At 38.5% G+C, this 14631-nt stretch carries 14 protein-coding genes; 12 read left to right on the top strand and 2 right to left on the bottom strand.

Features of this window, described 5'->3' with window-relative positions:
- Nucleotides 1-131: 131 nt before the first annotated feature.
- Entirely contained in the window at nucleotides 132-902 is a 771-nt protein-coding gene (locus ACFIKQ_RS03090; RefSeq protein WP_375655937.1) for a cell envelope integrity protein TolA, read from the top strand.
- A 1009-nt stretch (nucleotides 903-1911) separates the two neighbouring features.
- On the opposite strand, the gene ACFIKQ_RS03085 is transcribed toward ACFIKQ_RS03090, so the two are convergent.
- Complete coding sequence (locus ACFIKQ_RS03085; RefSeq protein ID WP_375655880.1) at nucleotides 1912-4002, bottom strand: lytic transglycosylase domain-containing protein; 2091 nt, start codon at nucleotides 4000-4002, stop codon at nucleotides 1912-1914.
- A 251-nt stretch (nucleotides 4003-4253) separates the two neighbouring features.
- Here ACFIKQ_RS03085 and dapA point away from each other — a divergent pair, with 251 nt between their 5' ends.
- The gene (dapA, locus tag ACFIKQ_RS03080) at nucleotides 4254-5138 is read left to right on the top strand and encodes a 4-hydroxy-tetrahydrodipicolinate synthase (RefSeq protein WP_375655878.1); all 885 of its coding nucleotides are present in this window, start codon (nucleotides 4254-4256) and stop codon (nucleotides 5136-5138) included.
- Between the two features lie 18 nt (nucleotides 5139-5156).
- Nucleotides 5157-5633, top strand: a complete 477-nt coding sequence (gene smpB / locus ACFIKQ_RS03075; RefSeq protein ID WP_012231306.1) for an SsrA-binding protein SmpB — start codon at nucleotides 5157-5159, stop codon at nucleotides 5631-5633.
- Nucleotides 5634-5682: 49 nt separating this feature from the next.
- Here smpB and ACFIKQ_RS03070 read toward each other — a convergent pair whose 3' ends face one another.
- Nucleotides 5683-6363: a uracil-DNA glycosylase gene (locus tag ACFIKQ_RS03070; RefSeq protein ID WP_375635834.1), complete on the bottom strand. Its 681-nt coding sequence runs from the start codon at nucleotides 6361-6363 to the stop codon at nucleotides 5683-5685.
- A gap of 546 nt (nucleotides 6364-6909) precedes the next feature.
- On the opposite strand from ACFIKQ_RS03070, the gene rpoZ reads away from it, so the two are divergent.
- From rpoZ to recO, 9 genes are all read left to right on the top strand, one after another.
- On the top strand, nucleotides 6910-7308 hold the full coding sequence (gene rpoZ, locus ACFIKQ_RS03065; RefSeq protein WP_273791104.1) for a DNA-directed RNA polymerase subunit omega: 399 nt from the start codon (nucleotides 6910-6912) through the stop codon (nucleotides 7306-7308).
- 127 nt (nucleotides 7309-7435) lie between these two features.
- On the top strand, nucleotides 7436-9661 hold the full coding sequence (locus ACFIKQ_RS03060) for a RelA/SpoT family protein (RefSeq protein ID WP_375655877.1): 2226 nt from the start codon (nucleotides 7436-7438) through the stop codon (nucleotides 9659-9661).
- Nucleotides 9662-9677: 16 nt separating this feature from the next.
- The gene (gene pyrE / locus ACFIKQ_RS03055; RefSeq protein ID WP_375655935.1) at nucleotides 9678-10256 is read left to right on the top strand and encodes an orotate phosphoribosyltransferase; all 579 of its coding nucleotides are present in this window, start codon (nucleotides 9678-9680) and stop codon (nucleotides 10254-10256) included.
- A gap of 93 nt (nucleotides 10257-10349) precedes the next feature.
- Nucleotides 10350-10940 carry a DUF2062 domain-containing protein gene (locus tag ACFIKQ_RS03050; RefSeq protein WP_375647025.1) on the top strand — a complete coding sequence of 197 codons (591 nt, stop codon included), beginning with the start codon at nucleotides 10350-10352 and terminating at the stop codon, nucleotides 10938-10940.
- Nucleotides 10941-10960: 20 nt separating this feature from the next.
- Nucleotides 10961-11362 (top strand): holo-ACP synthase, encoded by a 402-nt coding sequence (gene acpS, locus ACFIKQ_RS03045; RefSeq protein WP_375635690.1) that lies wholly within the window; start codon nucleotides 10961-10963, stop codon nucleotides 11360-11362.
- Nucleotides 11363-11441: 79 nt separating this feature from the next.
- On the top strand, nucleotides 11442-12254 hold the full coding sequence (gene lepB / locus ACFIKQ_RS03040; RefSeq protein ID WP_375635832.1) for a signal peptidase I: 813 nt from the start codon (nucleotides 11442-11444) through the stop codon (nucleotides 12252-12254).
- A complete protein-coding gene (gene rnc / locus ACFIKQ_RS03035) occupies nucleotides 12235-12942 on the top strand; it encodes a ribonuclease III (RefSeq protein WP_375644889.1) in 708 nt (235 codons plus the stop codon). The genes lepB and rnc overlap by 20 nt, the downstream gene beginning before the upstream one ends.
- On the top strand, nucleotides 12935-13840 hold the full coding sequence (era, locus tag ACFIKQ_RS03030; protein WP_375655875.1) for a GTPase Era: 906 nt from the start codon (nucleotides 12935-12937) through the stop codon (nucleotides 13838-13840). The genes rnc and era overlap by 8 nt, the downstream gene beginning before the upstream one ends.
- Before the next feature lie 25 nt (nucleotides 13841-13865).
- A complete protein-coding gene (gene recO / locus ACFIKQ_RS03025) occupies nucleotides 13866-14612 on the top strand; it encodes a DNA repair protein RecO (RefSeq protein ID WP_375655873.1) in 747 nt (248 codons plus the stop codon).
- The last annotated feature ends 19 nt before the right edge of the window (nucleotides 14613-14631 follow it).

Raw genomic sequence — 14631 nt, 5'->3', positions numbered from 1 at the left:
CAAGACAAAATCACTAGAAAACCATATTAAACATGACAAAATCAGTCAAGAAAAAAGTTGCAATTTCAAAATAGCCTGTTTTAATGAGATTGAACACCAATATTAAGCTTAAAATAGTGGCAGAAGAAATGATGAATTTTGCAAATACGACGCAATTATTAACTCTTTGGATTGGTGCATTTGTTGGAGCTTTATTTTTGCATGTATTATTGGGAGCGCAATTTTATTTTCAAAGTACGGGTGTAGGTAATGGCTTGCTCTCGTCGGAGATTGAGCTGACTTTTGTGCAAGAAACTATCTATCTGGATGTTGATACAGATTTGTCAGATATTCATACAGAGTCGGATATTAATACAGAGCCAAAAGTATTACAGTCTGATCTTTTAGAGCAGGAGTCAGAGGAATTGGAATCCGTGGATGAAGTTCAATCGGAAGAACCTCAGCATATGATAGAACAAGATGACTTAAAGTCTTTGGAAGAACCCCTTCCTCAAAAAGTGGAACATAAAGCGTTTATCAAAAAAACAATACCGATGCCAAAGGCTGTAGTAAAGCGCTCCAATGCAAAGGCGGTACGTTCTTCTTCCACCAACAAGGGCGTCGGTACGGCAGGGCTTGAAGATATGTTGTTAATGGAGTGGTTAGCAAAGGTACAGTCACAATTAGAAAGGCAAAAAAATTATATTGTGGGACAGCGTACCAGTCGTGCAAAAGGAACGGTGAAGTTAGAATTTATGGTGCGTGAGCAGGGGAGTATTTTTTCTAGTCGTGTAGCAGTCTCTGCTGGTAATCCGGAACTTGATCGATTAGCGATGGCGGCACTTCAACGCGTTGGTTCTTTTCCACCACCACCACCATCAAAAGTGAATAAAATAATCAGAGTATCCCTGATATTTAGCTGATTTTTTATATAGGGCGCTTATTCTTATAATATATTGATTTATAATAATTATTTACAATTTGAATAAAAGTTAAAATATAGTTCGTTCGATTTTTTTGACGTTGTGTCAATCAAAACCATCCGCTTACTTATGACACAAGTTGAAGGGGGAGTATGGGTAAAAAACTTCTAAAAAGCAGTGAATATACTTCTTATGAATGTTCTAAATGAAAGGGCTGTTGCAACATTGGGAGTTAAGGGATGATAGAGCTATAGCTTTTATTCAGTAAAGGTTAATCGTGTCTCATCGATTTTTATACCATTCGTGAGAGGATTTTCGTAAATACTTTTCAGATACACCGTTGTGAAATGGACTTAGAAACATTAAAATAAAACAAGAATATAAATAAGAAAAACATACTATTTTGAGATGCTCTGTTTTGTGTGAAGGATGTGAGCTTATATGTAAAAATGGGAAAAAAAAGCAAAGCTTTATCTTCATCATTAAAAGATATTGACATATTTAAAAGTCGTAAACCCGAATGAAAAGGGAAGGGGTAGAAGAGAATTGTTTGTCTTTAAAGCTTTCTAACTCAATGAGTCTGTCTTTCTGTTATTAGAGATAATCCAAACGATATACATAATAACGTACTCTTATTTGGTATAGAAATGTTATAAGCAGAACAAAATAGTCTTAAAATATGCTGTTGTACAAGATTTGAATATTGACACTAATAAGCAACAGTAAAAAAATGACCTATTTGTAATCATCTATGATATTGTCGTTTATGTTGAGAAGAAATGAACTATTTGTACAACATGTTGATTTATAATGATAATTCATCATTTTGTATTTGAAATAAAAGACCCTGATAGCGTAGGGTTTTCTCATTTTGAATTTATTGATACTGAATCAATTAAAATTACTTGCTTATACATCATAAGCAGGTTGGTATGTGGATACTATTTAAAAAGGAATAAAAACATTTCTTATGAACGCTTTCAAATACCATTTGGGAAGTTAAGGCATATTATTTCCGTCGACCAGAAAGCAGGTCGGTTTTTATATCTATTTTCCCAGTGAGTCTTGCTTTGTAGACACCATAATTTTCCATGACACGCATCACGTAATTACGTGTTTCTGTATAAGGAATACGCTCAATCCAATCAATGACGTTATCGAGAGATTGTCCTCGAGGATCGCCATAACGTTTTATCCATTCATTGACACGACGGGGACCCGCATTATAGCCAATAAGAGTTAGTATATAGGATCCATTAAAACGTTCCAATTGTTCATTGAGAAAATGGGCACCTAATGTTGCATTATAATGAGCATCACTGCTAAATTTTTTAGGAGACCATGCGATTGAGTATTTTTTTGCCAATGCTTTTGCTGTTGTAGGAAGCAATTGGAGTATACCTTGTGCACCTGCTTTTGATATGGCTGTTGGATTAAATTCGCTTTCTTGGCGTGCAATGGCATAGATAAGCGATTTTTCTTCTACAGAAATATTAGTAGAAGCTGGTATAGCTCCCAGAGGATGAGAGAGTGCACCGACATTTTTTCCCTGAAAGACAGCCATTTTTCCAATTTTGAGGCTGGTATAATAGTCTCCATTTTTTTCTGCCATAACAGCCAGAAGGGCTAATTCGCCGGGGCTTTCTATTTTTTTTCCGAGCTCTCTATAAAAAATTTTAGCAAAATCAGCATAGCCGGCTGCTTCAAGACGTTGAATTGCTTTGATCGCTTTTCGTGCACTAAAATGTTGTCGCTCAGCGGTTGTTGGTTTGGGAAAGGAAACTTTAAGCTTTTTTTGGTTGAGTCGTGCAGCGGCTAATTGACCATAGTAAGTTGCACCAAAATGAGCTGCGCGATGAAAGTATTGCTGGGCATTTTTATGTTCTTCTAGCGTTTCTGCTGTTCGTCCCATCCAGTAATATCCACGTGATGCAGAAAAAGGTAAAGAAGAGAGTTGAGGAATACGTGAAAAATGCTGCATTGCCAATTTAGGGTTATGAAGAAACCGTAGTGCGTACCATCCTGCATGAAACTCAGCATCGATAGCTAATGCAGATGTTATACCAGTGTGCATTGCAACGAGTTGATAAGCAATTTTGGGTTTGTTTAAATCGAGCATTTCACGAGAAAGGGCGCGTTGTTCTTTCCACAATGAATGAGGGTTCATAAGGCGGAATGCATCTTTTGATGTTTTCATCATGAGTGCTGCGGCTGCATTATATTGCTCTGTTCGTCGAAGATGGCGTATTCGAGCAAACTGAAAAAGAGGATCTTTTTGCCATGATCTCTCTACAGCTTTTAATTTTTGTGTAGCTCTAGGGTCATTTTTTTCAACGGCCACAAAAGCATCAAAAAGAGATTGAGCATGGGCTAATTTTGCAACGCGTGCTGCTGAATCAAAACGATATGCATACAGCATAAATTGCATGCGTTTCAAATGATCAATGGGTTTTAATGCAACGCTTGCATTTTTAAGAACAAATATTTCTTCTTTTGCATTAAGCTGTGTTTTATGCCACCATGGCGCAATAACGTGTCGAGCACGAGTGGTTTGTCCCGTTGCAATAAGTGCTTTAGCGAAGAGAGCCATTCCTTGCGCTGTTTGGGGCGGGTGATGAGAAAATTTTTGGATGATTGCGCGTGTGAGGTTGGTTTCGTTAAGAAAAGCACGTTCAGCATTGCGTTGCATCGTTTCTATACCGGGCCATCCTTTTAGCATGTTGATTGCATTAAATATTTCAGAACTTGGTATATTAGCTTTGTTTGATATCCCCAGCGCCCATGTCAAAATATGACGATCAAGGCTATGTTTTTCCATTGAATTACGAAGATTTATTGTTTTTGCAATATTGTTGTTTGCTAGTGTATCTAGCCCAGCTTTCAGTTGCTGAAGTGTAGCAGTATTGTGTGATGTCGTGTGTATCTGTGGAAGAGGCTCTTGAGCTCCTTTTTCGGGAAAGAGAGTAGGGCGCACCAAAGGGATTGGCGCTTTCCCGTGCAAAAGAGGTGTTTGCGCGGATGCACTTGAAAATAAAATTCTTATTGCCAGTATAAGTGCAGTAAAGGTTGATACGAAAAGAGAGGTGGAAAATACACGCATAGAGAAAAGACCTTGAGACCTTGCTTTTTGTAAAAACTTAAGGATTTATAGAACACAAGCATGAAAAACGCGTTAATATAGACGGTTTATTTTAAACAAATGTCCAACATTTAAGGAGGGACATTTTCATCTTATGAGGGCTTTTTTTGAAATTCATCTTGCTTCAATGATAGAGCAAGATTATGCTCTATTTAAAATTTATAAAAGGCGATTATTAAAAAAATAAAAGCGAATATTATAGGGAGTTTATCATGCTCAAGGGAGCTATAACTGCGCTTATTACACCGTTTGATAATAAGGGCGAAATTGATGAGAAGGCGTTTTGTGATTTTATTGAATGGCAGATCACACAAGGGATTAACGGTGTAAGCCCAGTTGGGACAACCGGTGAATCAGCAACGTTAAGTCATGAAGAACATAAGCGGATTATAGAATTGTGTGTTGAGCAGGTCGCAAAGCGTGTTCCTGTTGTTGCTGGAGCGGGATCAAATAGCACAAGTGAGGCTGTAGAGCTTGCACAATACGCGCAAAAAGCTGGTGCAGATGCAGTTTTGGTTGTCACTCCCTATTATAATAGACCAAATCAATCTGGTTTATACAAACATTTTTCTTCCATTGCCAAAGCTGTTTCTATTCCGATTATAATTTATAATATTCCTGGTCGTTCTGTTATCGATATGGCTGTGGAAACGATGAAAGACCTTTATCAAGATTTTAAAAATATCATTGGTGTAAAAGATGCAACGAGCAGAATTGAACGCGTTAGTGAACAACGTGAAAAGTGTGGGAAGGATTTTGTACAGCTTTCCGGTGATGATTGTACAGCGTTAGGTTTTAATGCACATGGAGGTATGGGGTGTATTTCAGTTTCCTCCAATGTTGCTCCAAAGCTGTGTGCAGAGCTTCAAGCTGCTTGTTTTCGTGGTGATTATAAAACAGCACGAGAATTAAATGATCGCTTGATGCCTCTTAATCGTGCTGTGTTTATTGAGCCTAGTCCAGCGGGTATTAAATATGCTGCTGCAAAATTAGGATTTTGTGGTGATACTGTGCGTTCTCCGATTGTTCCATTAACAGAAAGAACAAAGAAGATTATTGATGTAGCCCTCAGTCATGCTGGTATTTTAAAAGCATAAAATGATATTGACAAAGCCATGAATAAAAAAAAGAACGCGCCCGTACGGAAAATAATTGCTGACAATCGTAAAGCACGTTTTAATTTTGAAATCCTTAATAATCTCGAGGCCGGTCTTGTCCTTCAGGGAGCGGAAGTAAAGTCCTTACGTTCTAATCATGCCAATATTGCTGAAAGCTATGCGAGTTTTGAGAATGGGGAATTATGGTTAGTAAACAGCTATATTCCTGAATATACGCAGGCTAATCGTTTTAATCATGAACCGCGACGTTTGCGCAAGTTATTACTTTCAAAACGTGAGATGGCACGTTTTTTTAATGCAACGTCTCGTGAAGGAATGACACTTGTTCCTCTTAAACTTTATTTTAATGAACGAGGGCGTGTTAAGTTGGAGATTGCTCTAGCGCGGGGAAAAAAGCTTCATGATAAGCGCGAAACGGAAAAAAAACGCGATTGGGGACGTGAAAAAGCAAGACTTTTAAAAAGATATGGATGACGGATGCGATTTAGATATCCTTTATTTATAGCGCTGGTTTAAAACAGTTTTAGCATTGATCTAAGTATGTTTTTGCTGCTTGAAAAATTTGGTGAAACATGGCGTCTGTCAAGCGTCCAGTATTTGTATTATAACGAGAACAGTGATAGCTCGAAAAGATGCGTAATCTGCCGATGTTATGAATTTCGCCGTGTCCAAAAGGGTGAGCTAAAACTTTTGCATTAAGGGCACGTATCGTTGAATGGTGCGCAATGGTGCCTAAGGTAATAACGGCTTTAAGTTTGGGAAGATTTGTTAAAAGAGGTGAGAAGAAATAGCGGCACGTGTTAATTTCTGCACCGGTGGGTTTATTTTCTGGGGGAACACAACGAACAGAGTTGACGATTGCTGCATCAATCAGCTCAAGAGTATCGTCTGCTCTTTCTTCAAAGGTTCCTTGGGCAAAACCAAATTTTTTTAAAGTTGAATAAAGTAAGTGCCCAGCATAATCACCAGTGAATGGACGTCCAGTTCGATTTGCTCCGCGTAATCCAGGAGCAAGCCCGACAATAAGAAGGCGCGTTGTGTCTGCTCCTTTATAAGGAAAGAAGGGGCGCACCGGTGCGTTATACCAACTTGGTTCTTTGATACGCCAGTCAGCGATAAACTGATGGAGCCTAGGACATAAATTGCAATTTTGGGGTGGTTCTGGGCAAAGCGATGTTAATTGGCTATTCGTGGTGTTAGGCATCAATCATTTTTTCTATTTTTTTGAGTCTTTGTATAGCGTATATGACGGGTTATGTTTTGATAAACAATCTATAATGAATATAAATAAAGTTTAATATAAACTTATTGCTAATTATTATGTACAGAGAGGTAATCTTTCAGTAATTTATTTGATGAATAAGAGTACAATACACATGATGTTCAAAGAAAAAAAGTTCTCTCTTTAAATAAAGATATTATCATAAAAAGTATGCATAAGGCTGTCGTTATTGCAAAGGATTTTAAACAGCTGGTGTTCCTTTTAAAAGGATGAAGACTCCAGACAAGTATTTTGTCAAGAAAGACCTCCCCTTGTTTGAAGCCAATCTATTGGAATGCTTTTAAGAGCAGCTTTGATAACGAGCATGAATAGGTTATACATTTTTATAAATTTTCCAAGAATTTTCTTAAATAAGTTCTTTAATCAAAAAATATAAAAGTTTGTGTTGTTTTTCTTGTGTTTTATTTTGATTATTGTATATACTCCTCTATCCGCTATTAAATTTTTTTATTTGAGAAAGAGGCATAAATGGCCCGCGTAACGGTAGAAGATTGTATTGATAAAGTTGACAACCGCTTTGAATTGGTACTTTTAGCAGGTCATCGGGCGCGTCAGATTTCACAAGGAGCGCAGATTACGGTTGATCGTGATAATGATAAAAATCCAGTTGTTGCTTTGCGTGAAATAGCAGAAGAAACATTGTCGCCTGCTGATTTAAAGGAAGACCTTATTCATTCGCTGCAAAAGCATGTGGAAGTAGATGAGCCAGAAATGGCAAGTGAATTTATTACCCATTCAGGTGAAGCTGAAAGTGTTTTTAATACGTCGTCGCAAGAAGAAGGTACTTCATTTGATCATATGTCAGAGGAAGAGCTTTTAGCGGGTATTGAGGGTTTGGTTGTTCCAGAAAAAAGTGACGATTATTAATTGCGGCATTTTATATTACAGGAGTAAAGATACCTTGTCTGTAAGGAGCAGTTATTTTTCTTGTCTTTTATTGATAAGACGTGTTCAATAAGGATTAGGGGTGTGAAAAGATAAAGGATATGCTCGTATGATGCGTCAGTGTGAGCTTGTTGGACGTGTTCAACGTTACAAGTCTGACGTAGATGAGGCTCTTTTAAACAGGGCCTATGATTATGCAATGAGAAAGCATGCACATCAAAAGCGTGCTTCAGGTGATCTTTATTTTTCTCATCCTTTAGAAGTTGCTGCTATTTTGACAGATATGCGGTTGGATGAGGCGACGATTGCTGTTGCTCTTTTGCATGATACAATTGAAGATACAAGCGCTACACGAGCAGAAATTGATCAGCTTTTTGGTTCTGAAATTGGGAAGTTGGTTGAAGGACTTACAAAGCTTAATAAGCTTGATCTTGTATCAAAGAAAGCCGTACAGGCAGAAAATCTTCGTAAGCTTCTTATTGCCATCTCTGATGATGTTCGTGTTCTTTTAGTCAAACTTGCTGATCGTCTTCATAATATGCGCACCCTTGGTGTTATGCGTGATGATAAACGTCGGCGAATTGCTGAGGAGACGATGGATATTTATGCGCCGCTTGCTGGTCGTATGGGTATGCAAGATATGCGCGAGGAATTAGAGGATCTTTCTTTCTTTTATTTAAATCCAGAAGGTTATCGTACGATTACCAATCGTCTTTCTGAGTTATCAAAACGCAATCGTGATTTGCTTTCCACAATTGAAAACGAGTTGACAAAACTTTTTTTCGAGCATGGCATTAAAGCGAATGTTAAAAGCCGTCAGAAAAAATCGTATTCCGTCTTTCGCAAAATGGAAAGCAAGGCGCTTTCTTTTGAACAATTATCCGATATTTTTGGATTTCGTGTGATTGTTGAAACAGTGCATGATTGTTATCGCGCTCTTGGTGTCATTCATACGACGTGGCCAATGGTTCCTGGTCGTTTTAAAGATTATATTTCTATACCAAAGCAGAATGATTATCGTTCCATTCATACAACGATTGTGGGACCATCGCGACAACGTGTTGAATTGCAGATTAGAACTGCTGCTATGGATGAAATTGCTGAATATGGCGTTGCGGCACATTCCATTTATAAAGAGCAAGGTTCTAATTATTCGGTTTCGAGGTTATCAAATGAAACAAATGCGTATGCATGGTTGCGTCAAACGATTCAATCTTTGTCAGATGGAGATAATCCGGAAGAATTTTTAGAACACACAAAGCTTGAGCTTTTTCAAGACCAAGTTTTTTGTTTTACGCCGAAAGGTCGATTAATTGCTTTTCCTAAAGGAGCTACGCCTATTGATTTTGCTTATGCCGTCCATACAGACATCGGTGATTCTTGTGTGGGTGTAAAAATCAATGGTCGTATTATGCCTTTAATGACCAAATTAAAAAATGGTGATGAGGTTGATATTATTCGTTCACACGCTCAAATTCCGCCAGCTGCATGGGAATTTCTTGTTGTCACAGGTAAAGCACGTTCAGCTATTCGACGAGCAAGTCGTGCCGCGGTACGTAAACAATATTCGGGTTTAGGATATCGTATTCTCGAGCGTTCATTTGAATATATGGGAAAACAATTTTCAAAAGACGTTTTGAAGAAAGTTTTGCCACGTTTAGCACGTAAAGATGTAGAGGATGTATTGGCTGCTGTTGGGCGTGGAGAGCTGTTTTCCGCTGATGTGATTAAAGCGGTTTATCCTGATTATCAAGATCACCGTGTGGTACAAAAGTCATCTTTTAAGCCTGGGGAAGAAGGTTGGTTTAATATTGAGAATGCTCAAGGTATGATTTTTAAAGTTCCAGAAAATGAAAAAAATGCAATGGTCGAGAATCATCAATCTAAAGCATTGCCTATTAGAGGAACCCGTGGAGATATACCCGTACGTTTTTCACCGGAAGGAGCAGTACCTGGAGATCGGATTGTTGGTATTATGCAGCCCGGAGCTGGGATCGTTATTTATCCAATACAGTCTTCAGCTTTGATGGCATATGATGATCAGCCAGAACGATGGATTGATGTCCGCTGGGATATTGATGCCCAAATGAATGAACGTTTTCCTGCACGGATAAATATTTTGGTTGTAAATAGTCCTGGCTCTTTGGCTGAAATTACACAAATAATTTCTGCTAACGATGCCAATATCCAAAATTTATCTTTTATCCGTACAGCACCGGATTTTACAGAAATTATGATTGATTTGGAAGTGTGGGATTTAAAACATTTGAATCGTATTTTTTCTCAGTTAAAAGAGGCCGGTTCAGTAAGTACAGTACGGCGAGTTCATGGATAAAAAGAAAGATTTTGCAATGAATACACAAGATGTCATTGATATTTTTAAACAAGCAGATGCTATTCTAGAAGGGCATTTTATTTTAACATCGGGGCGCCATAGTGCGACTTATATGCAAAAAGCGAAAGTATTCATGCATGCTGACTTGACGGAAAAGTTATGTCGTGGATTGGCTGAAAAAATCAAAAAATCTATCGAGGGAAAAATTGATTATGTTGTTGGTCCCGCAATTGGCGGCCTTATTCCTTCCTATGAAACTTCACGTCACCTTGGTGTTCCTTCTCTTTGGGTAGAGCGTGTAAATGGCATCTTTGAATTGCGTCGTTTTGAAATCAAGAAGGGTGCACGGGTTGTTATTGTCGAAGATATTGTGACAACGGGTCTTTCCATTCGTGAGACTATTGAGGCGCTTGTTGCAGCAGGAGCAGAGGTATTGGCCAGTGCATGTATCCTTGATCGTTCTGGTGGTAAGGTCAATGTTGGAGTTCCATTGATTGCGCTTGCTGAATATGAGATAACCTCTTATACTAGTGATGCACTTCCTGCAGAGCTTTCTGTTCTTCCAGCGATTAAACTAGGCAGTCGAAATATTTAATTGTCGTTCTATTTTTTTTGTGCAAAAGCTTAAAAAGATTAATTTGGATGATATAAATTATTTCATCATCAAAAGATGTATATTGAGAGTCATATGCTTTTTCGTAGTCGAGAACCAATAGATTTTGTAACGCGTATTCGACTTTGGTTATGGCCACGTCGTTCATTTTCTCGCTCATTTTGCTACATACATAAACGTATTTTGCGTATATCAGCAACACCGCATGAAGTAGCATTAGGGGTTGCTGTTGGCATTTTTTTAGCTTGTTCCCCTTTCTTTGGGTTGCATATTATTTTGGCAATATTTTTTTCTTGGCTTTTGCGTGCAAACTTTGCTGCCGCAATCATTGGGACGATTTTTTCTAATCCACTCACATTTTTATTGATTGTCATGGCTGATTATAAAGTAGGGTATTTTTGTTTATCACTTTTTAGCGATGTCAAAGAGATTTCTCTTTCGCAAATTCGTGCTCTATTTAATGGTTTGACATTGTCAAATCTCTCTCTCCTCTTTAAAGGCGCATGGGACACAATTATGAGTCCTATGATTTTAGGTGGAACTCTTTTAGGTATTGTTTTTGGTGGTTTATCTTATATAGGTGTTTACAGAGCAACGGTTCGTTTTAAACAAAAGCGATATCAAAAGATTATAAAAAAAAGGCTTTTAAAGAAGCGTTCATCGTAAGAAAGATCGGGTAATATGGTATGATTGTTGGTCTTGGAAATGATCTGGTTGATATACGACGTATTGAGAAAATGTTGGTTCGCTATGGTGAGCGTTTTACCCAACGTATTTTTACGGATATTGAAAGGAATAGATCCGAAAATCTCAAAAAAAGCTCCTCTTCCTATGCAAAAAGATTTGCTGCTAAAGAAGCATGCGCTAAAGCCTTAGGAACGGGAATCGCTTGTGGTATCAATTGGAAAGACATGGGGGTCGTTAATTTGCCATCTGGTAAACCAATAATGCAATTAACAAATCGTGCGCAAGTGCAACTTCAAAAGTTATTACCTCCTCATCATGATGCAGTTATTCATCTTAGCATAACAGATGATTTTCCTTGGGCACAGGCATTTATTATTATCGAAGCACTTCCACGTGGATAGATGGTGTGAGAGATTGTGCTTTTGTTATTTGAATATTATGATGAAATAAATTATATCTGTGATGAGAAGGCAGTTGGTGATGATCCAAAAAGATAAAGTGCATAAAAAAGAAAAAAAAGGCGGGGTTCGTGAATTTATTTCTGTTTTAGTACAGGCTCTGCTTTTAGCGGCGGTTATTCGGACACTTTTTTTCCAGCCTTTTAGTATTCCGTCCGGTTCAATGCGTCCTACTTTGTTGGTGGGAGATTATCTGTTTGTTTCTAAGTATGCATATGGGTATTCTCGTTTTTCCATCCCCTTTTCTCCTCCTCTTTTTTCTGGACGGATTTGGGCATCTCAACCTCAACGTGGAGATGTGGTCGTTTTTCGCTTACCAAGTAATCCGAAGATTGATTATATAAAACGCGTTGTTGGGCTACCAGGTGATCGTATACAAGTCCGTCAAAGTGTTCTTTATATTAATGATGAGGCTGTTTCACGTCACTTTATGGGGGAGATTGATAATTCTGATATAACAGAGGTTAACTATCCTGTTGAGGTTTATCGCGAGACAATGCCTAACGGTGTTAGTTATGATACACTTGATTTAGCTTTCATCCCGAAAGTTGATGATACAAAAGTTTTTGAAGTTCCTCAAGGACATTACTTTATGATGGGAGATAACCGCGACAATTCAGATGATAGTCGTTTAGATGTAGGCTATGTTCCAGAAGAAAATCTTATTGGTCGCGCGAGCGTGATTTTCTTTTCTATCAGTAACGGTTCAAGTGCTTGGCAGGTTTGGCGCTGGCCATTTGATGTGCGTTGGAAGCGTTTGTTTTCTTTCATAAATACGGTTCATGATTTGCCGCTTATCAAGCAAGGAAACAACGATGAAACGTCTAATGATTGATCAGCTTTTCAAGCTGACGGGGCATCGTTTTAAAGATGAAGAGAGGTTAAAGAAGGCATTAACACACTCGAGTGTACAAGATTCGGAACAGGGGAATTATGAACGACTAGAGTTTCTAGGGGATCGGGTTTTAGGGCTTTTGATTGCAGAAATGCTGTATCAACTTTTTCCTCAGGCAAGTGAAGGTGAATTATCAGTCCGTTTGAATCATCTGGTTAATGCGCAGACATGTGCTGATATTGCGCGTGAAATGAGGCTGCCTGATATGATCCGTGTTGGTTTTGAGATGAAAAATTTCGAGGGGCGTCGACTCATCAATATGCATGCAGATGTCGTGGAAGCTTTGATTGCCGTGATATATCTCGATGGAGGATTGGAAAGCGTTCGCCCTTTTATTCAAAAATATTGGCACGGTCGGGCAAAGAAAATGGATGCTGGTCGGCGTGATGCCAAGACCGAATTACAGGAATGGGCGCATATCCAAGGCAATGCACAACCACATTATCAGGTTATAAAACGTTCAGGTCCAGATCACGATCCTGTTTTTATGGTAGAGGTAAGTATTTCTGGGTTTGCTTCAGAGATTGGGCAGGGAAGTTCCAAAAGATATGCCGAAAGAATGGCAGCTGAAAAAATTTTGCGACGAGAGGGTGTATGGAAAACAGTGGGAAAAAATGATCATGAGTGACGTTATAAAAACGCGTTCTGGGTTTGTTGTACTTATTGGGATGCCTAATGCCGGTAAATCGACATTGGTTAATCAATTGGTTGGAACAAAGGTTTCAATTGTAACGCATAAGGTACAAACAACACGAACTTTAATCCGCGGTATTGTCATTCATGATGATGTGCAAATTGTGTTGGTCGATACACCGGGTGTTTTTCGTCCCCATAAGCGCTTAGAACGTGCCATGGTCTCTGCTGCTTGGGGAGGGGCTAAGAGCGCGGATGTTCTGCTCGTTTTAATTGACGCTCAAAGTGGTCTTTCGGATGAAGTTGATATGATGTTAGATATTGTAAACAACATGAAACAAGAAAAAGTTCTTGTTCTTAATAAGGTTGATACAGTTGTTAAATCATCTCTTCTAGCGTTAACCACTAAAATAAATGAACGTGTAAAGTTTGCGCAAACATTTATGATTTCTGCTCTAAACGGTTCTGGTTGCAAGGATTTACTTCATGCGTTGAGTAATATGATGCAGGAGGGACCATGGTATTATCCGGAAGATCAAATTTCCGATATGCCCATGCGTCATCTTGCTGCTGAAATTACGCGTGAAAAACTTTTTCTTCGTCTTCATGATGAACTTCCTTATTCCTCAACGGTTGAAACAGAAAACTGGGAAGAGCGTTCAGATGGTTCCGTTAAAATTAATCAAGTTATTTATGTCGAGCGTGAGAGTCAGAAAAAAATTGTCTTAGGAGCAAAAGGCGATACAATTAAAGCGATTGGTCAATCAGCACGTAAAGAACTCATGGAAATTATGGATCAAAAGGTTCATCTTTTTCTCTTTGTGAAAGTGCGCGATAATTGGGATACCGATCCAGAACGTTATCGCGAAATGGGATTGGATTTTTTAAAATAAGATTTTTTAAAATAATTAAAGTAAAATGAAGTGGAAAGAACAAGCTGTTATTCTTGGTACACGCCAATATGGTGAAACAAGTGTTATTCTTGAGGTTATGACACGTGAACATGGTCGTTATATGGGAGTGGTAAAAGGGGGGCGATCACGTCGTATGGCAGCTCTTCTTCAACTTGGAAATTTTGTGGAGGCTGAATGGTGGGCTCGTTTAGAAGAACATTTGGGACTTTTTCGGCTTGAAGCTCTTGATCTACATGCGGCACGATTAATCTGTCTACCAGAAGCACTTTATGCTTTGCAATTGATAGCTTTTCATTTGCGGCTTCTTCCCGAACGTGATCCGCACCCCGTTTTATATGATATTTTACACCTTTTTATGCAGAATTTTGATGAACCATTTGTAAATGCAGAATTGCTTGTACGTTTTGAAATGCGGCTTCTTGAAGAACTTGGTTTTGGTCTTGATTTATCTTGTTGTGCTGCAACAGGTCGTCAGGAAAGGCTTCATTACGTATCACCAAAATCTGGACGGGCTGTCTGTGAAGAAGCAGGGGAACCTTGGAAAAAAAAGCTTCTCATTCTACCACAGTTTCTTGTGCAAAGAACGACTCGTCCTACTGATTTTAGTGACATAATAAATGGTTTTATACTGACGGGTTTTTTTCTTATGCGTCATGTCTGGGAGCCACGAGATATAAAGCAGCCGTCAGTGCGCATGAATTTGATACAATTGTTTGAGCGCCAATTTGGTATACAAGCATTAATTTGTTGATCTGATGATAATTGAATGG

Source organism: Bartonella sp. MR63HLJHH (assembly GCF_042194155.1).
GTDB lineage: Bacteria > Pseudomonadota > Alphaproteobacteria > Rhizobiales > Rhizobiaceae > Bartonella > Bartonella grahamii.
This window is presented reverse-complemented; position numbering and strand designations above follow the sequence as displayed.